Raw genomic sequence first — 19,282 nt, 5'->3', positions numbered from 1 at the left:
CACGCGGGGCGGCCGGCGGCCGGCGCGCTCCTTCCGTCGGGGCGGGCCCGGCCGGCGAAACAGGGTCCCCGCCGCTACTCCGCGATCTCGGTGCGCTCCCACCACTCGTAGACGGGCAGGCTGCCCTCCGCTGTGTCCTGATGCCGCGGGGTGGCCTTGAAGTGCTCGTACCCGCTGCGGAACGGAATCTTCAGCTCGACCCCGGGCGGCGTGATCGGGACGACGCGCTCGGGCAGATCGTCCGGACCGCCCTCCAGGAAGGCTTTGGCTGGTCTGCTCATGGAGCCCAGTCTTCCGGCCCCCGGCGGCCACGGCCCGGCGACGCGCCGCGCGGCGGCGTCACGCCTTGCCGGTCTTCGCCCCCGCCTTCTTGGCCGCTTGTTTCATCTTCTGCTTGTACGCGCGGACCTGTTCCAGGGACTCGGGCCCGGTGATGTCGGCCACCGACCGGTGCGACCCCTCCTCCCCGTACGGGCCGGCCGCCTCGCGCCAGCCCGGGGGCCGCACCCCGAACTGCTTGCCCAGCAGCGCCAGGAAGATCTGCGCCTTCTGCTTGCCGAACCCGGGCAGCGCGTTGAGCCGTTCCAGCAGCTCCCTGCCGTCCGGGGCATCGCTCCAGACCGCGCTCGCGTCGCCGTCGTAGTGCTCCACCAGGTACTGGCACAACTGCTGCACCCGCTTGGCCATCGAGCCCGGATAGCGGTGCACGGCCGGCTTCTCCGAGAACAGCGCCACGAACGCCTCGGGGTCGTACGCCGCGATCTCGTGCGCGTCGAGGTCGTCACGGCCCAGGCGCGTGGCGACCGTGTACGGGCCGGTGAAGGCCCACTCCATCGGGACCTGCTGGTCCAGCAGCATCCCGGTCAGGGCGGCCAGGGGGCTGCGCGACAGCAGGGCGTCGGCGTCGGGCTGCTGGGCGAGCCGGAGAGAACGGTCCATGGACCGATGATCTCTCCGGCCGCCCGCCGGCGCACGCGTCCCGGCCGCCCGGGACGGGCCGGCCGCCCGGGACGGGCCGGGCTGAACGGATGGCACGGACCGGCCGGACGGCCCGTACGGTCAGGGCATGGTGCCGATGACGACCGTGGCGTCGAGCTCGTCGCAGGCGGCCACCCGCACGGTCAGCCCGTTGCGGGTGAACGCCTCGGCGGTCTCCGGCGCCTGCCGCTCGCTCGTCTCGATCAGCAGGTGGCCGCCGGGCGCCAGCCACCGGCGGGCCGCGTCCGTCACGCGCCGCTGGACGGCGAGCCCGTCGGCGCCTCCGTCGAGCGCCACCTGCGGCTCGTGGTCGCGCGCCTCCGGGGGCAGCAGGCCGATGGCGTCGGTGGGCACGTACGGCGCGTTGGCGACGAGCACGTCGACGCGGCCCCGCAGGCCGGCGGGCAGCGGTTCGTACAGGTCGCCCTCGTGGACGTGCGTGCCGGGACCGGTGATGTTGCGTCGGGCGCAGCGCACCGCGGCGGGGTCGATGTCGGCGGCGTGCAGCTCCACGCCCCGTACGGCCGCGGCGAGTGCTGCGCCCACCGCGCCGGAGCCGCAGCACAGGTCGACGACCACCGCGCCACGCCCGGCGGGGACCCGGCGGGCCAGGTCGGTGGCCTGACGGGCCAGGAATTCGGTGCGCCGCCGGGGGACGAAGACTCCGGGGTCGACGGCTATGCGCAGGTCGCAGAACTCGGCCCAGCCGAGGACGTGTTCCAGGGGGAGTCCGGCCACCCGCCGGTCGGCCATCACGGCGAGTTCGGCGGGGGTGCGGGCGGTGGAGAGGAGCAGGCGCGCCTCGTCCTCGGCGAAGACGCAGCCGGAGGTGCGCAGGCGGGTGACGAGGGCGGAGCGGAGACGGGAAGAAGAGAAGACCGGCATGGAACGGACCTTTCGGGAAGCCTGAGAGGGGCTCCCGCGGCCACCTACGCCGGGTCGGCGTTGCGGACGTAGGAGGGGAGCACCCGACCTGCTGCAGCGGTAATGGGTCCCACCTCCTTGAGTCGTCGAACTGCCGAGGGGCGTCACCCTACCCGAAGCCGCCCAGGTGTCGATCAAGGGGCACGGAGGCCGCCGGAGGCTGGCTTCCCCGGCACGGACAGCGCGGACAACAGGGACAACAGGGCACACAGGGCGGCCATGGGGACGGTCGTCAGGACGGTCACCTCCGTGACGCCCAGACCGGCGCCGTCGGACAGGAAGACGCCGGTGAGGAGGGCCAGGACCATGTTGTTGCCGCCATGGGCCAGGCTGACGACCCAGACGCTGCCGCTGCGCACGTAGAGCCACACCAGGAGCACCTCCTGGAAGAAGAAGCTCACCGTCCACACGAGCAGGCCGAGGAAGACGTCGGTGAATTCGATGTAGCCGGTGAAGGCCAGCGGGAAGTGCCACGACGCCCAGATCAGGCTCGTTGCCGCCGTGGCCGCCGTGGGGCGGCCGGGGAGGAGACGGGGCCTCAGATAGCTCGTCCAGCCGAACTCCTCGCCCGCGTAGACCGGGGTGAGGAGCGGAACGACCACCAGCAGCAGGAGGACGAACGCCCAGGGCGGCAGGCCGCCGCCGAAGTCCCGGAGCGCGGCAAGGTCCGGCTCCCACCGCCCCAGCGCACCCGCCAGGCCCAGTGTGGCGGCGGTCAGCGCCAGGGGGCCGAGCCAGGCCGCGACGTAGTACGGCCAGGCGCTCCTGAGGCGCAGCCGCAGCCCGGCACCGGCGAAGCCCTCCTTGGTCACCCAGCGGCGCACCACCACCGCGGCGAGCGCGGGCATGACCCCGAAGGGCAGCTGCACCAGCGGATCGACCAGCGACAGGCCCCACACGAAACGGGCCGTGAGGATGTACGCCCAGCTACCGGCGAAGCAGACGGCGAGGAACGCCGCCACCCCCTTCTTCCTCGTCGCCTCCGTTGCGGACCCGTCGGTCCTGCACGCGTCGGTCATGAACGCCCTCCCGTTTCCCCGCTCTCGGATTCCTGCCGGAAGCGTCGTCCCGGCGGGCCGTCCGGCACCTCCCGGCAGCGGGGGAATCCGCATCTGGCTCTCGCGGGGGAGGGCGGAGCGAGGGTCCGTTGCGATACTCCGGACGTGCCCCTGCTCATACGTCCGTTGTCCGGCGCGGACACCTGCAAAGCCTGGCTCCACGCGCTGACCGGTGCGGGCCTCGGCGTCCCACCGTTCGCCGGAGCGCTCCTGGTCGTCGCGGCGACGCCGCCCGGCTGGCCGGCGCCCGTCCGGACCGGCGTCCTCCTGACCGTCTGGGTGATCCTCTGCGCGGCCGCCGGCGCTCTGCCCCACGCCCGGTCCGCGTCCGTACGCCTGGCCAACCGCCTGCTCGGTACGGCCCTGCCGCTGCCGCTGCCGCTGTCCGGTGCGCCGGCGAAGGGGCGTCGGGCGGACCGCCTGCGCACGGCGGCGTGGCTGGTGCTGCACGTGCTGGCGGGGAGTGCGGCGACGGTCGTCACCGCGTTCCTGCTGATGGCCGCCGTGGCCCTGCCCGCCGTGTGGTGCGGAGGCGGGGAGCGGATCACGCTGTTGGTGTCCGTCGGCGTGGCCGGGGGCGCACGGGGGATGTGGACCCTGCCCGCGGCCGCCGGACTCCTCGCCCTGGCCTGCGGCACCGCGGCCGGCACGGCCGCCCTCCTGCGGCTGCCGGCGCCCGCCCTGCTCGGGCATCGCCCCGCCGAACGGCTGGCCGCCCTCGAAGCGCAGATGCGCCGGCAGGCGCAACGCAACCGGCTCGCCCGGGAGTTGCACGACTCGATCGGCCACACCCTGACCGCCTCCACCATCCAGGCCGCAGTGGCGAAGGAGCTGATGGACTCCGACCCGGCCGCCGCCCGACGGGCCCTGACGGGCCTGGAAGAGGCGTCCCGCGCGGCCATGGACGACCTCGACCACGTCCTCGGCATCCTCCGCGAGGACCGGTCGCCGACGTCGCCGCCGTTCTCCCTGACCGACCTGCCCGCGCTGGTGGAACGGGTCCGCGGAACCGGCACCGACGTCCGCGCGGACGTCACGGGCGACCTGGCGGGCGTGCCGGCGACCGTGTCCCGGGAGGCGTACCGGATCGTCCAGGAGGGGCTGACCAACGCCCTGCGCCACGGCGCCCGTTCACCGGTCGACCTGCGGGTGGCGGTGACGCCCGTACGGCTCGCGATCGACATCGCCAACCCCCTCGCCCCCTCCGCCGTCCTCAGGGACCGCCTCCGTCCCCGCCGCGGACGCGCGGGGCGGGGACAGGGGCTGGGACAGGAGCAGGAGCAGGAGCACGGGCTGGGCGTCAACGGCATCGCCGAGCGCGTCCACCTTCTGCGGGGCGAGGTCTCCGCCGGCCCGTCCGCCGACGGCACCGGCTGGCTGCTCACCGCACGCATCCCCCTACGGTCTTCCCCATGACCACCGGCACCACCGTCACCGTACTCATCGCGGACGACGAAGAGATCACCCGCACCGGCCTGCGGACCCTGCTGTCGGCCCGGCCGGGCCTCGCCGTGATCGGCGAGGCCGCCGACGGCGACCGGGCGCTGGCCCTCGCCGCCGCGCTCCGCCCGGACGTCGTGCTGATGGACGTGCGCATGCCCGGGACCGACGGCATCGAGGCCACCCGCCGGCTGCAGACGGCCTTCCCCGAACCGCCCAGGGTCGTGGTGATCACCACCTTCGAGAACGACGAGTACGTCTACGACGCCCTGCGCGCGGGCGCCGCCGGCTTCGTCCTCAAACGGGCGCCCGTGGCGCAGATCGCCGACGCCGTGCGCATGGTCGCCACGACCGACTGCGTCCTCTTCCCGGACGCGGTCCGCAGGCTCGTCGCCGCCCGGCCCGCCCCGCCGCCCCGTCCGCTGCGCGGCGCACCGGCCCTCACCGGCCGTGAGGTGGAGATCCTCCGGCTGATCGCGGCCGGTCTGTCCAACCCGGACGTCGCCGCCCGGCTCGTGGTCAGCCCGGAGACCGTCAAGACCCACGTCAGCAACCTGCTGGCCAAGCTGGGCGCCCGCAACCGCACGCAGGCGGTGATCCTCGCCTACGAGTGCGGCTTCGTCGTCCCGGGCGAGGGGCACGGCGTCACGCCAACTGGCCGACACTGACGCCCGGATGAGCGGGGGGCGGCCGCATGAATGTCACGCAGGCGCTCTGGCGTCACTTCTCCCTCCGGCTTACCTTGAGCGCGGTGGGCACCTCCCGTCCCACTGAACGGCTTGCCATGTCCTCGTTCAGAGTTCCGACAAGAGGTGAGTCTTGTTCCCCAGCCTTTCCAGCCCCGGTGACTCTGCGGGCTCTTCCGGCGGCAGACGTGCCCCGAGGGGCGGCCGGTTGCGCCGGGTCCGGCGGCGCGGCGCCCTCGTCGCCGCGTTCCTCGGCGTCCTGGCCGCCCTCGCCGCCGCAGGCAGCGCACTTGCCGCACCCGACGCCGGCCGCCGGCCGCGGCCGCCCCTCGTGCAGCCCATCGACCCGCAGCACTGGCGCAACCCCGACGACATGACCTGGGCCGAGTACCGACCGGTTCCCGGCACCCACTGGGCCGATCCCGACGTCAAGCCCACGCAGCGCACGTTCAAGGGCGCGCTGGTGCTGCTGGACTACCCCGACGAGGAATTCTCCGTCAGCAAGCCACCCGGCTCCGGCCGCTTCGGCAACCCCCTGCCCGCCGCCGCCAACATCCCCCGCGACCAACTGCCCCGCTTCTACCGCGATTTCCTCAACAAGCCGGGCGCGCTCAACCACGGCCACACCATCAACGAGTACTGGATGGAGGACTCCGGCGGCCGCATGGGCGTCGACCTGACGGCGTTCGGGGTGTACCGGATGCCGTGGAAGTCGTACCAGTACGGCATCGAGCCGGGCATGAACCCCGGCGCCTGCCCGGTCGGCGACAGCTGCGGCAAGGACATCCGCGCCGACGGCAAGCGCGCCTGGATCGCCGACGTGGGGGCCGGGCAGGCCGGGAAGTTCGACTTCGTCTTCTACCTCACCGCCGGTGTCGACGAGTCGTCCGCCTGGCAGGAGTTCGGGCAGATGAAGTTCCCGAGCGCGCAGGACGTGCCGGCCGCTTGGGGGCCGCCGTCACCCATCGCCGGCGGGGGCAACGCGGCCCGCACCCGCTACGTGCCGTGGACGTCGTGGCAGGCGGCCGCCCGCATCTGGCCCAACGCGGTGAACGGCTCGTCCACCCAGGCCGAGAGCTCCGGCATGGCCACGTTCGCCCACGAACTCAGCCACATCCTGGGCATAGGCGACAACTACAACAACCCCTACGGCACTCCGGTGAGCCGCGCCTACACCGGCATCTGGGGCATGCTCTCCCGCGGCTCGTTCAACGGGCCCGGGGGCCCGCATACCCGCTGGCGGATCCCCGCCGCGGCCGGCGGCTCCATGGGCGCCCAGCACGTGCTGCGCGACAAGCTCAAGCTCGGCATCGTCGACGACAAGAACGTCCTGCGGCTCGACCGCGACGCGCTCAAGGACTCCGGCCTCGTCGTCGCCCGCATCACCGCCCGCTCCGCGCCACCGGGCGAGAAGGGACTCGCCGGCGTCAACATCACCATGGGCCGCGACCTGTCCCCGGACTGCGACCGCACCAAGGACCCCCTGTGCGACGGCGGCGGCTACGACAACTACACCGTCGAGGTCGTCGACCGCATGGGCATGGACTCCTTCACCCCGGACAACGGCGTGCTGCTCAGCAAGACGAAGAACGAGGACCGCGCCCCGTTCGCCTGGGTGGTCGACGCCCACCCCGAGGACATCGGCCTCGTCGACTTCGTCCGCCCCGACGGCACCCCGCAGAAGATCACCATCGGCGACTACCGGCAGCTCAGCGACGCCCTCTTCCACGCCGGCGCCGACTCCGGCAGCTCGTACGAGTACGAGGACAAGGCCAACCGGCTCCACTTCTACGTCCTGAACGTGCGCCGCGACGCCTCCGGAGTCCTCTCCTACGACGTCGGCGTCAAGTCCCTGGACGGCGCGGGTCCGCAGTCCCGCGGGCTCGCCCTCGGCCGCGGCAAGGCCAAGGGCGCACCGGCCACCGGCCGGGCCCTGTGCACCTTCGCCCTGACCAACACCGGCGGTTCCGCGCCCGGCGGTGCCCCCTCCCTCTCCTCCGACGTCTACCGCCTCTCGGCCACCGCCGACACCCGGGGCTGGTCCGCCTGGCTGCCCAACCGCCTCACGACGGCCACGGCCGGCGCCACCGTCCCCGTGGACGTGGCGGTCACCGCCGGACGGGACGCCGCCCGCACCGGAAAGGTCACCCTGACGGCCCGCTCGGAGAGCGACCCGGACAGGACGGCGAAGGCGACGTGCACGGTGACGAAGTAGCGCGAAGCAGCGCCGCTGACCCCGGCCGGGCCCGCCCGGCCTGGGTCAGCGGCGCGCGTCGTCGGGCAGCGGCTCCCAGGCGCGGAGGTGGTGCCGGTACACGTACTGCGGACGGTCCTTGACGGCACTGGTGCGGAACGGCTGGCCCCGGTCGTCGATGCGCAGCGTTCCGTGCCGGTCGCCGCTGCTCCACTCCAGTTCGAGGTACCAGCTGACGTCGTGCCCGTCGGTGTGGGCGAGGACGTCCAGTACTTGTGGGTCCGTCGACGACGTCCGGTAGGGGAAGTCGGTGGCCGGGACCTTGATGTCGCCCTGCTGGCCCGCCGTGGGCCGGGCGGTGGGACGGTCGTGGTCCAGGTCGACGTCGAAGAAGGACGGGGTGAGCCCGCCGCCGCAGCCGTCGCCCATGACGTACGCCGGCCAGTCGAGCGGCGCGGACCGCCCCACCACGCGCACGTGCAGCGCGCGCAGGACGACGGCCTGACTGCCCTTGCCCTGCACGGCCACCTCGATCCGCATCCGCCCGCCGGGCACGGCCCGCAGCGCGGTCGCCCAGCTGCGTGCGTCCTGCCCCGGCGGCGGCTCCGGCACCTCGGCGGGCCGACGGCCCGTCACGTACAGCTGGTCACAGCGGTCGGGGAGCACGTAGGGGCGTACGTCGACGCTGAGGGGCAACCCGGAAGGGGCGGTGTCAGGGGTGCTGCCGGGGCGCTCGGCCTCGTCGGGGGCGGGTTGGCCGGTCGTGCCGGCTTCCGGGGCGGGAGAGCCGGGGGAGGCGGACGGGGCGGTGGACCCGTCCACCCGGTTCGGGAGCAGGGAGGGAGGACGGTGGGTGGTGCCGGTGCCGGTGCCGGTGCCCGGCCCGGACGGGGACGGGCCCGCGGCGGCGTGCTGCTGGTGCGGGGCGGTGGCCGCGTACCCGGCGACGAGGGCCGTGGGCACGACGACGGCCACGACGGCGGCCGCGACGAGGGCGAGCCGGAACCGGCGACGGGGGGTGGCGCGGGGCTGCGCTGCGGGCTGTCGGGCGGCGCCGGGTACGTCCTCCGGGGGCTCCGCGGCCGTCTCGGCTTCGGGCTCGACCGGGGGCGGGGGCGGGGGCGAGGGCGCGGCGTCCGCCACGGGCGAGGGCGAGGGCGCGACGTCCGCCACCGCTGCTGCCCCTGCTGCGGTCTCTGCCTCTCCCCCCGCCGCTGCCTCTGCCGGGGAAGCGGTGCCCGGCGCCACCTTCCGCCGCCGGGCGTCGTCGGCGAGGATCCACCGGCGGTGCAGTTCGACGAGCTCGTCCGGCGAGGCTCCGCAGAGCCGGGCGAAGCGCTCGACGGGGGCGTACTCGCCTGGCACGGCGGCGCCGTTGCAGTACCGGTGGAGCGTGGACGTACTCAAGTGCAGCCGCTTGGCCAGGGCTCCGTAGCTCTGCCCCGAGCGGTCCTTCAGTTCGCCGAGCAGTGCGGCGAACGCGTCGATCCCCCCGGCCATGTGGCACCCCCGTCCCGGCACCGCGTTCCAGGGCGCGGCATTCCCCCAGGTCGGACTATATGCAGCCGTTCCAGCGTCCCCAAAGGTCGGGCATCTCTTGCCGCGGAAACGCGCCACCTCACAGGCTGTGGGCACTGCAGACGACAGGAGTTGCCGTGCGGAGCAGGTTCGGCCTTCGCCTCGAAGCCATCGATGTCGTGGCCCTGGGAGTGCTCGCCATGTCCACCGGGACGTTCGTGGCGCTTCTCTGCCACATCTGACACACCCGACGTCCACACCCGACGCGATCTCCGCAAGACGGGGACCCCACCGCGTCCCATGCACCTCGTAGCCCCCAAGAGGAGACACCCATGCGCATCGCCAGCCTCACCGCCTCCGCGGTCCTCACGGCCGCCGTCCTGGCGGTGACCGCCGGCCCGGGCCGGGCCGCTGAGCCCGCGCAGACGACCACGCCCGCCTGCAGCGCGGCCACCACCGAGGTGAGCGTCCAGAACGTCAGCCGTCCGGTCAACCACCAGCTGCTGACCCTCACCAACACCGGCCGCACCCCCTGCCACGCCTACGGTCACCCCTACCTGGGCTTCGACGAGGACCAGGCCGTCACCCGGGTCGTCGACGAGAGCCGGCCGCAGGCGGTGGTCACCCTGGCCCCGGGCGAGTCCGCCTACGCGGGCATCGGCCTCTCGGCGGCGGACGGCAGCGGCACCCACGGCCGCTGGGCCCGCACGCTCAGGGTCTTCCTCGACAACGGCTCCGGCAGCGCCGACGAGCCGACTGTGGTCACGCTCCCCCGGGGCACGTGGATCGACGACACGGCTGCCGTCACCCACTGGCAGGCGGACCCCTCGGACGCCCTGATGTGGTGATCGCCGGGAGTGCCTTGTGGAAGCACTCAGGCGGGCCGGCCGCCCCGGGCGTCGAGCGAGTCCGAAGGTTCGCACCAGCGCACGGCGAGGGCGGCGATGTCGTCGTCCAGACCTTCCCGGTTGTGGTGGAGGAGGTCGCGGTGCAGGGCGTCCAGCAGTGCGCGGGGCGGCGCCGGGGCCTGCTGCTGCATCCAGGCCGCGAGCGGGAAGAACTCGCCGTCGCGGTTGCGGGCCTCGCTGACGCCGTCCGTGTAGAGGAGCAGCTGGTCGCCGGGGGCGAAGTCGAAGGTGTCGATGCTGTAGCGGTCGCCGATCAGGTCCGCGAGGTTGAGGAGCGGCGAGGGGGCGGTGGGCTCCAGGACGCGGAGCTGCCCGTGGTTGAGGAGCAGCGGCGGGGGATGCCCGCAGTTGAGGACCTCGATGCGGCCGCCTTCGTGCGGGATCTCGACGATGAGGGCGGTGGCGAAGGTCTCCATCAGGTCCTCGGGGGGAAACGAGGCGCTGTAGCGGGAGCTGCTGGCCTCCAGGCGCCGGGCGATGCTCCCCAGGTCGGGCTCGTCGTAGGCCGCCTCCCGGAAGGAGTTGACCATCGCCGCGGCCGAACCGACCGCCGGCAGCCCCTTGCCCCGCACGTCCCCGATGAGCAGCCGGACCCCGTACGGCGTCTCGACCACCTCGTAGAAGTCGCCGCCGATGCGCGCCTCCGCCGCGGCGGCGAGGTAAAGGGCCTCGATCTCCACGTCCCGGAAGCGGCGCGGCATCCGGCTCAGCACCACCTGCTGCGCCGCGTCGGCGACGAGCCGGACCTGGAAGAGCGTCCGTTCCCGCTGGAGCCGGGCATGACTTCCGTACGCGGCCGCCACGGTGACGGCGACGATCCCCGAGGCCGTCCACCACGTCCCCAGGCCGGGGAACACGATGCCGAGGCCGATCATGAGGAAGAGGCAGACGGTGCCCAGGAGGACGGTGGGGAGCACGGGCCACATGGCGGCGGCCAGGGCGGGCGCGGCGGGCAGGAGGCGGCTGAAGGCCATCTCCTTCGGGGTGCTGTACGCCAGGCTGGCGATGACGACCGTCAGGACCACCGGGGACATCAGCGTGAGCGGCCCCCGGCCATAGCGACGACGGAGCCGCAGCCGTCCGAGCTTGATCACACCGTATAGCATATCTATATAAACTGGACATAGCCCCCTGGTGGGCCATGGAGGAGCCAAGGCAGACCTTCGCGCGCTTCGACCGCCGCTGCTCCCTACTCGCGGGTTCGCCCCTTCACGCGACTCCTCTGGCGCCGTCCGCGTTCGGTGGCCGGCTCACTCTCCGTATCGGGCTGCTCATCAGCGGTTCTCATGACCGGCGATTGGGCCATCAGGGTGTCGTGGCGGGACGCGGGGTGCCATGGAAGACCTGGCTGGCGTGCCAAGCGCGGTGGGCCGCCGCGACGGGGTCGGCGCCCGGTTGGGGTCCGATGAGCGGGCGGCCAGTGAGCGCTATGACCTGCTCGTGGGCGACGGTGCTGCGGCCGATGAAGCGCTGCGAGACCAGGACGCGGTGACCGTCGCCGATGCCGAGGACGCCTTTGTCGAAGAGCTTGTGGTGCAGCGAGCAGAGGCACAGCCCGTTGTCGACGTCGTCCGGTCCTCCGAACGCCCACCACCGCACGTGCGCGGCCTCCAGCCCGACCGGAACCGCACCGATCCTGCCGTCGTAGCCGCAGAAGGCGCACTGGTACTCGTACGCGGTCAGGACAAGGTCCCGCATCCGCCGATCCCGTTGCTGCCTCCGCACGACCGGGAGTTGTTCGGTCTCCACGGGTTCCAGCCGCAGGCCGACGGCTTCGCACAGCTCGCTGTGGAGCGAGGACGGGAAGTGCAGGTCGAGCAGGACCTGCGCCATCCGGCCGAGCAGCGAGGGCTCTCGCCGCAGCGCCGCCCGCAGGTCCGGGGCCAACCGCCCCGCGGCACCCGCCGCCCGCAGCTCCCGTACGCCGCTGCCCGGGCTGCCCGGTCCGCGATCGGTGTGCACCTCCCACACTCCGTCGCTCACCAGGTGGTGGAAGGGGTAGGCGGGCGTCGTTCTGTTCGGCGGACCGTACTCGTCCAGCAGCCGTTGCAGGTCCTCCTCCACCGAGGCGTACCGAAGGTCGTCAGCGGCGTCCTTCTGAAACCGGCCGAGGGCGTAGAGCAGCAGCAGCGGCTTGTGCGGAGCACGGATGCCGTTCCTGCTCCACTGCCTCAGCTTCGCCGCCCGATCGAGCCAGTCCATGGTCGGTGAGCGTAGTCCGGGCGATTCCATGCCGGCCGACCTGGTCGGCTACAGGGGCATGACCTCGTGAATCCGAGAGGAGGTGAACGCGCGTTTGTCATCGTGCAGATGGCACCAGGCGGACAGGCGGGGCGCGTCGAGTCGACCGACTCGGCTAAGGGCCCCGCTTGTGCCCCGGTGCCCCCTTCTGCGATGTCAGAGGGGGCACCGGGATGTCAGGCGCGGGTCCGGCGGGGCAGCAGGAACATCAGGGCCCACATCACTGCCAGGGCTCCGGTGACGTACCAGATGGTGCCCGTGAAGGCGCTGGTGACGGCGGTGCCGTGGCTGCCGGCCGGGGCGTGGGTGAAGAACACCACGGAGGCCGCGGCGATGCCCAGGGCGGTGCCGAGTTGCATCGCGGTGTTGAACAGCCCGGACGCGGACCCCGCGTCCTCGTGTCCCACCTGGCCGAGCGCCAGGCCGGCGAGCCCGGCGCCGATCATGCCGAAGCCGGCCCCGAAGAGGACCATCGGGGCAACTGCGGCCGCGAACGGCAGACCCGTGCCCTGGGCGGTGATCAGCAGGTGGTAGCCGACCAGAGTGACCGCGACGAGCACGGCACCCGCCTGCGGGACGCGCCGGGCCTGGCGCGCCGCCACCTTCGAGGCGAGCATGGCACCGGCCATACCGCCGACCGAGACGGCGATCGACCCCGGAGCGAACTGCGCCGGAGAAAAGCCCAGCCCCTCCTGCATGAACAGGGTCCAGGTCAGGAGGAACACGCCGGAGACCAGTCCGAAGACCAGCTGGGCGGCCAGCCCGCCGGCGAACGCCTTGCCCCGGAACAGGGACAGCGCGACCAGCGCCGAGCCGCCCTTGGCGGTCTTCGCCCGCTGCTGGGCCACGAAAACAGCCAGTACGACGGCGCCCGCGGCCGGCATGGCCAAGCTCCAGGCCGGCCAGTTCCGCTCGCCGCCGACGGTGAGCGGGTAGGCGATCAGCAGGAGCGCGGCACTCGAGAGCGCCATGCCCAGCGGGTCCAGACGGTGGGCCTGCTGGTCGCGGGACTCCGGAATGCACCGGAGGCCGAGCAGGACGGTGGCGAGGCCGACCGGCAGGTTGATCAGGAAGATCGGCCGCCAGCCGAGGCCGAAGAGATCGGCACTGGTCAGGACGGCTCCCAGGACGGGGCCGAGGACACCGCCGAGCGACATGATCATCCCGTAGAGACCGAACGCCTTGGCCCGCGATTCCCCGTCGAAGGTGACGTGGATCGTGGCCAGGACCTGCGGCACCATCGCCGCGGCAGCCGCGCCCTGAAGGGCCCGGGCGCCGATCAGCAATTCCGGGCCGGTGGCGAGGCCGCACAGCAGCGACGCCAGGGTGAATACACCCGTGCCGACGAGGAAGATCCGCTTACGGCCGTAGAGGTCGCCCAGGCGGCCGCCGGTGATCAGAGCGAGGGCGAAGGTGAGGGTGTACGCGGCCGGGATCCACTGCGTCGCGGCGCTGGAGGCCCCGGTGTCGGCCTGGATCGACGGCAGCGCGGTGTAGACGATCGAGCCGTCCAGCGCGTTCATCAGCTCCGCGATCAGCACCACGACCAAGGTGATGGTGCGGGCGCGGCCCGGCCCGGCGCCGGAGCGCGGCCGTCCGGAGGTATGGGTGTCGGTAGACACGGAACAACAATTCCTGTTCGCATGGTGGGGGAGAGGGGCAAGCCTGGGCATGCCCGTACGGATGCCCGTACGCCTGCTGCGAGCAGGAGCGGAAAAGGGTATGGCGAAGCCCAGGCCATCGGGTGCACCACCGTCGAGGCATGCGTCGGAAGCCCGCTTCAGCGGACAGCCGGAAAGAGCGCCTCAAGACGAGCGGCTACAGGGCCTGGGAGATAAGTCATCACCTCGTGAAACACAACACGGACGAAGCGCGGACGCGCTTCGCAGTCCTCCAGAGTACGGTCGGCGCCAGTCCGTGCAAACTCATTTTCCGACCGCCCTGTCGTCTCGGCATGAAGTCGACCGCAGTGATCGCGATCGACTTCATGAGGATGCGCAGGATGGGGGTGCTCCATCAGTCCTGGGTCCTGGGTCCTGGGCCGCAAGCGGCTGAGCAATCGTTCGCTGTGGTGGCCATAATCCGGGTCGTTGAGAGCGACGGGAGTGAAATCCGTGTGCAGCAGTCGGCGATCGAGTCGGGCCTCAAGGCAACCGACGCAAAGGACACTGTCCTCCACGATACCGGCGCATTGCCATACGCTGTCATGCACCATGTACCACTCGTCCGGACCATCAAGAGGTGCGGTCAGGAAGCCGCAGTCCAGGCAAGGGAACTCGTCCCGCTCGGGGCGACGGCGGTGCCACATGCCCATACCCGCATGGTGGATACGGGCCATCTTCTTGAGGCCGCCGGACCGCTGCCACAGGAAACCTACGCCGAGACGCGGCGCTGCACCTTTCCCTTTTTGATGCAAGAGGTGCACACCTTCATGCGGACAGGCGTGCCGTCCTTGACGGCCCGCACCGGCTGGATGTTCGGATTGAATCGGCGACTCGACCGCCCCTTCACGTGCCGAACCTGGGCACGGAGCCCGGCGCGTGCCACACGCTTTCCGAAGCCCGGCTGCTTTCCGCATACATCACATCGACTGGACACTGCATCTCCCGGTCTGCGGCGCATTTGATCGCCGCTCGTTCCTTTGCTGGTCACGTGCTTCGCTGAACGAGTCCGACGGCTGCGCCACAGTGCACAGACCAACGCGTGTGCCCGCCGGCTTTCCTGCCGATAGCGTGCTGACCAGCTCGTGCAAGGGTGTCAGGCGTGTCCGTGGCTACCGCGGCAATTCCTGAATCAAGGGCGAACTGCATTGCTTTCCGTGCAGATTGCACTTCCGTCGGGGCGCCGTACGGCGTTGCATGGCGCCCCGACCCGCAGACCCGTCGTGGGCGTCAGATCCAGCCCCGGGCGGAAGCCGCACGTATCGTCTCGATGCGGTTGCGGGTTCCGACCTTGCGGTTGATCGCGGCCAGGTTGTTGCGGACCGTGCCCGGCGAGAGGTGCAGGACCTCGGCGATTTCTGTGGGGGTGTGCCCCTGCGCGGCCAGGCGGAGGATGCCGATGTCGCGTCGGCTGAGCGGGTTGTCGGGGGCGTGCAGGGCGTCGGTGACGAGCTGCGGGTCCAGGATCCGGTCGCCGCGGGCCACCTTGCGGACCGCCTCCGCCAGCTCTTTGACCGACAAGCCTTTGCCCAGGACCCCGTCCACCCCGGTGCTGAGGGCAGCCCTGAGGGAGTCGGCCCGCTCCGGCGCGGTCACGATGATGACGCGGCAGCAGGGCAGGGCGGCCTTGAGCTGTGCGGCGACCGTGACCCCGTCCAGTCCCGGGAGGTCGGCGTCCAGCAGCGCGACGTCCGGGCGGGTGCGCAGTGCGCTCGGCACGACTGCATCGCCCCGCGGTACCTGCGAGACCACGCGCACGCCGGGTTCGGACGACAGTACGGCGGACAGCGCCTCGCGCGGCAATCGCAGACCGTCGGCGATCAGCACTCGGATCATGGCGGTGGTTGTTCCTCTTCGAAAGACCTGTCGGCCGGTAGGGCATGGCGGCCAACCAGCCCGGGTCCAGTCCGGAGTTCAGCTTGCGGGGCGGCGCTTGGGCAGCAGGAGCATGAGGGCCCACATCGCCAGCAGGGCGCCGATGACGTACCAAATCGTTCCGGTGAACGCTGTGGTGACCGCGGTTCCCCGGCTGCCCGCCGGGGAGTGGGCGAAGAACACCACGGTGGTCAGTGCCGTGCCCAGAGCGATGCCGAGCTGGGTCGAGGTGTTGAAGACCCCTGACGCGGAACCGGCGTGGTCGCCGTCCACCCGACTGAGCGTCATGTCGGCCAGTGCGGCACCGACCATGCCGAGGCCGAGCCCTACCAGGAGCATCGGCGCCACGGTCAGCGCCAAGGACAGACCGGTGCCCTGGTCCGTGATGATCCACGCATAGCCACCCAGCGAGGCAGCGGCCAGCAGGGCCCCGGCCTGCGGGGCCCGGCGGCCCAGGCGGGCGGCCAGGCTCATCACCAGCCAGGCACCGCCCATTTCGCCGAGGGAGGCCGCCACGAAGCCCAGGGCCGCCTGCCCGGGGGCCAGGGCGAGGCCGTCCTGCATGAACAAGGTCCAGGTCAGGAAGAACACGCCGGACAACAACCCGAAGACGAACTGCGCGGCTAGGCCGGCGCTGAAGACCCTGTCCTTGAACAGTGCGATGACGACCAGCGGGGCGCCGCCCCGTACGGTCCTGGTCCGCTGCTGGAGCACGAAGACGGCCAGGATCACCAGGCCCGCTGCCGGCATGACCGAAGTCCAGACGGGCCAGTGGTGTTCGCCGCCGACAGTGAGGGGCCAGGCGATCAGCAGCAGGCCCAGGCCGGACAGCGCCACGCCCACGACGTCCAGACGCCGGGCGTCGCGGTCCCGGGACTCGGGGAGGTGGCGTAGTCCGAGGAGCACGGCCGCCAGGCCGATGGGCAGGTTGATCAGGAAGATCGGGCGCCATCCGAGGCCGAAGAGATCAGCGCCGGTGACGACGCCTCCGAGGACCGGTCCGGCGACGCTGCCCAGCGACATGATGGTGCCGTACAGGCTGAACGCCTTGGCCCGGGATCCCTCGTCGAAGGTGACGTGCAGGGTCGCCAGGACCTGCGGGATCATGACCGCCGCGGCACCGCCTTGGACGACGCGGGCGGTGATCAGCAGGCCCGGGGTGCCGGCGAGACCGCAGAGCAGCGACGCCGCGGTGAAGACACCGGTTCCGAGCAGGAAGACCCGCTTGCGGCCGTAGAGATCACCGAGACGGCCGCCGGTGATCAGCCCGAGGGCGAAGGTCAGGGCGTAGGCGGCGTGGATCCACTGCACGGCAGCGGCGGAGGCACCGGTGTCGCTCTGGATGGAAGGCAAGGCCGTGTAGACGACGGAGCCGTCGAGGGCGTTCATCAGCTCGGCGACCAGGACGACGACGAGCGTGATGGTGCGGCCGCGGGATGTGCGGCTCTCGGGGGAGGCGGAGAGGAGCGGGGAATGATCGGTGCCGGCGGACACGGAGCAGTTCCTGTTCTGGGAGCAGAATGGGAAAAGGGCAGGCCGGGCGTGCCCGTCCCGCTCACTGCGGCGACAGGAAGAAATGGGTACGACGACGCCCAGGCCGATGGGTACGCCGCTGCTGAGGCGACCGCGCGCTGCCGGGGAAGGGCAGGGGGTCAAGCCTCAGGACTAGCGGCTGTCAGCCTGGGAGATAAGTCATCACCTCGTGACATGTGCGACTGGAGCACGTAGCTCCACGACACTGATCACGCTACTCACGTGGCCGCAGAAGTCGCAATCCATTTATCTGGCCACCGGCCGGAGCGGAGGACCGGCACGGCGCTCCCTGCCTGGTGCTCGCCCTCGGGTCCCCGCTGCCCATGCGGCCGGCCGCAGCCGTCCGGCCGCCTGCCCGTCCGGAGGCGGTGTGGGCGGTCAGGCAGCCCGCGAGCAGTCCGGGCCGCCACCACTGGATCCAGTACGCCGTGCGCGCGAGTGCGTCCAGCAGGCTCCACTCCGGCAGCCGGCGCAGGATCTCCGCCCCCCCGGGTTCAGGTCCGAGGGCGGAACTGCAACCGAAACTGCAACCACGGAACGCCGAAGGCCCCGGCCGGTTTCCCGGTCGGGGCCTTCGGTTCGTGCCCGGTGAGGCACTGGCGGAGGATACGAGATTCGAACTCGTGAGGGGTTGCCCCCAACACGCTTTCCAAGCGTGCGCCCTAGGCCTCTAGGCGAATCCTCCGCCGCAAACAATACAAGACTCCGAGGGGTGCTCGCGAACACGTGCTCTCGGGGAGGGTGGGGAGGGAAGGAAGAGGGGTGAGGGGTGGCCGAGCACCCCCGGCGATCCGCTAGGCTGGGGGCAAGCCCCTCACGTGGCGCTATCTCACCCAACTCCCCCAGGGCCGGAAGGCAGCAAGGGTAAGTGGGCTCTGGCGGGTGCGTGGGGGGCCCTTGTGTTTCCGGGGCCGTTTCCGCGGTGGTTTCCCGGGCCCCCGGGGCCGGGAGAACTGTGAGCGAGACCACTTGTCAGTGGGGCCCGATATCGTCGTAGGTGTGTCGTCCCTCGCGCTCTACCGCCGCTACCGTCCCGAGTCCTTCGCCGAGGTCATTGGGCAGGAGCATGTCACCGCCCCGTTGCAGCAGGCGCTGCGCAACAACCGGGTCAACCACGCGTACCTGTTCAGCGGGCCGCGCGGCTGTGGAAAGACGACCAGTGCGCGCATCCTCGCGCGCTGTCTGAACTGCGAGCAGGGCCCCACCCCGACGCCGTGCGGGCAGTGCCAGTCCTGCGTCGACCTCGCGCGCAACGGACGCGGGTCCATCGACGTCATCGAGATCGACGCCGCCTCCCACGGTGGTGTGGACGACGCCCGTGAGCTGCGGGAGAAGGCGTTCTTCGGGCCCGCCTCCAGCCGCTACAAGATCTACATCATCGACGAGGCCCACATGGTCACCTCGGCGGGCTTCAACGCCCTGCTGAAGGTGGTCGAGGAGCCGCCGGAGCACCTCAAGTTCATCTTCGCGACGACCGAGCCCGAGAAGGTCATCGGCACCATCCGGTCGCGCACCCACCACTACCCGTTCCGCCTCGTCCCCCCGGGCACCCTGCGCGAGTACCTGGGCGAGGTGTGCGAGCGCGAGGCCATCCCCGTCGAGGACGGCGTCCTGCCGCTCGTCGTGCGGGCCGGTGCCGGTTCCGTGCGTGACTCCATGTCCGTCATGGACCAGCTCCTCGCCGGTGCCGCCGAGGACGGTGTGACGTATGCCATGGCCACGTCCCTCCTCGGCTACACCGACGGCTCGCTGCTCGACGCCGTCGTCGACGCCTTCGCCGCGGGCGACGGCGCGGCCGCCTTCGAGGTCGTCGACCGCGTCATCGAGGGCGGCAACGACCCGCGCCGGTTCGTCGCCGACCTGCTGGAGCGGCTGCGCGATCTGGTGATCCTGGCCGCCGTCCCCGACGCCGCCGAGAAGGGCCTCATCGACGCCCCCGTCGACGTCGTCGAGCGCATGCAGGCCCAGGCGTCCGTCTTCGGCGCCGGCGAGCTCAGCCGCGCCGCCGACCTCGTCAACGAGGGCCTCACCGAGATGCGCGGCGCCACCTCCCCGCGCCTGCAGCTGGAGCTCATCTGCGCCCGCGTCCTGCTGCCCGCCGCCTTCGACGACGAACGTTCGGTACGGGCCCGCCTCGACCGGTTGGAGCGCGGCGGCGCCCTCATGGCCGCCGCCCCCGCCGCCGGCCCGGCCATGGGGTACGTCCCCGGGCCCGACGCCCACGTCCAGGCCCCCGCGGCCGCGCCGGCCGGCGCCGGGCTGTCCG

General features: G+C 71.9%; 17 protein-coding genes, 1 tRNA gene and 1 other RNA gene. 6 read left to right on the top strand and 13 right to left on the bottom strand.

Annotated features, from left to right (window positions below):
* Nucleotides 1–74: 74 nt before the first annotated feature.
* The 4 genes from LE181_RS23705 to LE181_RS23690 form a co-directional block, all read right to left on the bottom strand.
* Nucleotides 75–281, bottom strand: coding sequence for a DUF5988 family protein (locus LE181_RS23705; protein WP_225663513.1), 207 nt, complete (start codon nucleotides 279–281; stop codon nucleotides 75–77).
* Nucleotides 282–339: 58 nt separating this feature from the next.
* Nucleotides 340–939 carry an HhH-GPD-type base excision DNA repair protein gene (locus tag LE181_RS23700; protein ID WP_225663512.1) on the bottom strand — a complete coding sequence of 200 codons (600 nt, stop codon included), beginning with the start codon at nucleotides 937–939 and terminating at the stop codon, nucleotides 340–342.
* 120 nt (nucleotides 940–1,059) lie between these two features.
* Complete coding sequence (locus tag LE181_RS23695; RefSeq protein ID WP_225663511.1) at nucleotides 1,060–1,863, bottom strand: putative protein N(5)-glutamine methyltransferase; 804 nt, start codon at nucleotides 1,861–1,863, stop codon at nucleotides 1,060–1,062.
* Nucleotides 1,864–2,036: 173 nt separating this feature from the next.
* Nucleotides 2,037–2,921, bottom strand: a complete 885-nt coding sequence (locus LE181_RS23690; RefSeq protein WP_225663510.1) for a CPBP family intramembrane glutamic endopeptidase — start codon at nucleotides 2,919–2,921, stop codon at nucleotides 2,037–2,039.
* Between the two features lie 144 nt (nucleotides 2,922–3,065).
* Here LE181_RS23690 and LE181_RS23685 point away from each other — a divergent pair, with 144 nt between their 5' ends.
* The 3 genes from LE181_RS23685 to LE181_RS32275 all read left to right on the top strand — a co-directional run bounded on the left by LE181_RS23685 (nucleotide 3,066) and on the right by LE181_RS32275 (nucleotide 7,301).
* A complete protein-coding gene (locus tag LE181_RS23685; RefSeq protein WP_225663509.1) occupies nucleotides 3,066–4,376 on the top strand; it encodes a sensor histidine kinase in 1,311 nt (436 codons plus the stop codon).
* Nucleotides 4,373–5,068 carry a response regulator transcription factor gene (locus LE181_RS23680; RefSeq protein ID WP_225663508.1) on the top strand — a complete coding sequence of 232 codons (696 nt, stop codon included), beginning with the start codon at nucleotides 4,373–4,375 and terminating at the stop codon, nucleotides 5,066–5,068. Before LE181_RS23685 ends, LE181_RS23680 begins: the two co-directional genes overlap by 4 nt.
* 226 nt (nucleotides 5,069–5,294) lie before the next feature.
* Complete coding sequence (locus LE181_RS32275) at nucleotides 5,295–7,301, top strand: M6 family metalloprotease domain-containing protein (RefSeq protein WP_263869327.1); 2,007 nt, start codon at nucleotides 5,295–5,297, stop codon at nucleotides 7,299–7,301.
* A 45-nt stretch (nucleotides 7,302–7,346) separates the two neighbouring features.
* Here the strand turns inward: LE181_RS32275 and LE181_RS23670 are convergent, their stop codons facing one another.
* On the bottom strand, nucleotides 7,347–8,780 hold the full coding sequence (locus tag LE181_RS23670) for a helix-turn-helix domain-containing protein (RefSeq protein ID WP_225663507.1): 1,434 nt from the start codon (nucleotides 8,778–8,780) through the stop codon (nucleotides 7,347–7,349).
* Nucleotides 8,781–9,130: 350 nt separating this feature from the next.
* Here LE181_RS23670 and LE181_RS23665 point away from each other — a divergent pair, with 350 nt between their 5' ends.
* Nucleotides 9,131–9,646 carry a DUF4232 domain-containing protein gene (locus LE181_RS23665; RefSeq protein ID WP_225663506.1) on the top strand — a complete coding sequence of 172 codons (516 nt, stop codon included), beginning with the start codon at nucleotides 9,131–9,133 and terminating at the stop codon, nucleotides 9,644–9,646.
* 26 nt (nucleotides 9,647–9,672) lie between these two features.
* Here LE181_RS23665 and LE181_RS23660 read toward each other — a convergent pair whose 3' ends face one another.
* The 8 genes from LE181_RS23660 to LE181_RS23625 all read right to left on the bottom strand — a co-directional run bounded on the left by LE181_RS23660 (nucleotide 9,673) and on the right by LE181_RS23625 (nucleotide 17,701).
* Nucleotides 9,673–10,740, bottom strand: a complete 1,068-nt coding sequence (locus LE181_RS23660) for a PP2C family protein-serine/threonine phosphatase (RefSeq protein WP_225663526.1) — start codon at nucleotides 10,738–10,740, stop codon at nucleotides 9,673–9,675.
* Nucleotides 10,741–11,011: 271 nt separating this feature from the next.
* Nucleotides 11,012–11,908, bottom strand: a complete 897-nt coding sequence (locus LE181_RS23655) for a phosphorothioated DNA-binding restriction endonuclease (RefSeq protein WP_225663505.1) — start codon at nucleotides 11,906–11,908, stop codon at nucleotides 11,012–11,014.
* 215 nt (nucleotides 11,909–12,123) lie between these two features.
* Nucleotides 12,124–13,569: an MFS transporter gene (locus tag LE181_RS23650; protein WP_225663504.1), complete on the bottom strand. Its 1,446-nt coding sequence runs from the start codon at nucleotides 13,567–13,569 to the stop codon at nucleotides 12,124–12,126.
* Between the two features lie 158 nt (nucleotides 13,570–13,727).
* Nucleotides 13,728–14,261: a hypothetical protein gene (locus LE181_RS23645; protein ID WP_225663503.1), complete on the bottom strand. Its 534-nt coding sequence runs from the start codon at nucleotides 14,259–14,261 to the stop codon at nucleotides 13,728–13,730.
* A gap of 59 nt (nucleotides 14,262–14,320) precedes the next feature.
* The gene (gene rpmB / locus LE181_RS23640) at nucleotides 14,321–14,569 is read right to left on the bottom strand and encodes a 50S ribosomal protein L28 (protein WP_263869329.1); all 249 of its coding nucleotides are present in this window, start codon (nucleotides 14,567–14,569) and stop codon (nucleotides 14,321–14,323) included.
* Nucleotides 14,570–14,838: 269 nt separating this feature from the next.
* On the bottom strand, nucleotides 14,839–15,444 hold the full coding sequence (locus LE181_RS23635; protein ID WP_225663502.1) for a response regulator transcription factor: 606 nt from the start codon (nucleotides 15,442–15,444) through the stop codon (nucleotides 14,839–14,841).
* 78 nt (nucleotides 15,445–15,522) lie between these two features.
* Nucleotides 15,523–16,977, bottom strand: a complete 1,455-nt coding sequence (locus LE181_RS23630) for an MFS transporter (RefSeq protein ID WP_225663501.1) — start codon at nucleotides 16,975–16,977, stop codon at nucleotides 15,523–15,525.
* 636 nt (nucleotides 16,978–17,613) lie between these two features.
* Nucleotides 17,614–17,701, bottom strand: a tRNA-Ser gene (locus LE181_RS23625).
* Nucleotides 17,702–17,822: 121 nt separating this feature from the next.
* On the opposite strand from LE181_RS23625, the gene ffs reads away from it, so the two are divergent.
* An RNA gene (ffs, locus tag LE181_RS23620) (signal recognition particle sRNA small type) lies at nucleotides 17,823–17,917 on the top strand.
* A 98-nt stretch (nucleotides 17,918–18,015) separates the two neighbouring features.
* The coding region (locus LE181_RS23615) for a DNA polymerase III subunit gamma and tau (protein WP_225663500.1) at nucleotides 18,016–19,282 on the top strand (1,267 nt) is incomplete at its 3' end.

The organism is Streptomyces sichuanensis (assembly GCF_020328095.1).
In the GTDB taxonomy this organism is placed as follows: domain Bacteria; phylum Actinomycetota; class Actinomycetes; order Streptomycetales; family Streptomycetaceae; genus Streptomyces; species Streptomyces cinnamoneus.
This window is presented reverse-complemented; position numbering and strand designations above follow the sequence as displayed.

Bases quoted from the DNA above. Each gene is read 5' to 3' on its own strand.
- LE181_RS23705 (WP_225663513.1), bottom strand. From the start codon at position 281: ATGAGCAGACCAGCCAAAGCCTTCCTGGAGGGCGGTCCGGACGATCTG.
- LE181_RS23680 (WP_225663508.1), top strand. From the start codon at position 4,373: ATGACCACCGGCACCACCGTCACCGTACTCATCGCGGACGACGAAGAG.
- LE181_RS23670 (WP_225663507.1), bottom strand. From the start codon at position 8,780: ATGGCCGGGGGGATCGACGCGTTCGCCGCACTGCTCGGCGAACTGAAG.
- LE181_RS23660 (WP_225663526.1), bottom strand. From the start codon at position 10,740: ATGTCCCCGGTGGTCCTGACGGTCGTCATCGCCAGCCTGGCGTACAGC.
- LE181_RS23665 (WP_225663506.1), top strand. From the start codon at position 9,131: ATGCGCATCGCCAGCCTCACCGCCTCCGCGGTCCTCACGGCCGCCGTC.
- LE181_RS23645 (WP_225663503.1), bottom strand. From the start codon at position 14,261: ATGGGCATGTGGCACCGCCGTCGCCCCGAGCGGGACGAGTTCCCTTGC.
- rpmB (WP_263869329.1), bottom strand. From the start codon at position 14,569: ATGCGCCGCAGACCGGGAGATGCAGTGTCCAGTCGATGTGATGTATGC.
- LE181_RS23655 (WP_225663505.1), bottom strand. From the start codon at position 11,908: ATGGACTGGCTCGATCGGGCGGCGAAGCTGAGGCAGTGGAGCAGGAAC.
- LE181_RS23700 (WP_225663512.1), bottom strand. From the start codon at position 939: ATGGACCGTTCTCTCCGGCTCGCCCAGCAGCCCGACGCCGACGCCCTG.
- LE181_RS23690 (WP_225663510.1), bottom strand. From the start codon at position 2,921: ATGACCGACGCGTGCAGGACCGACGGGTCCGCAACGGAGGCGACGAGG.
- LE181_RS23635 (WP_225663502.1), bottom strand. From the start codon at position 15,444: ATGATCCGAGTGCTGATCGCCGACGGTCTGCGATTGCCGCGCGAGGCG.
- LE181_RS23695 (WP_225663511.1), bottom strand. From the start codon at position 1,863: ATGCCGGTCTTCTCTTCTTCCCGTCTCCGCTCCGCCCTCGTCACCCGC.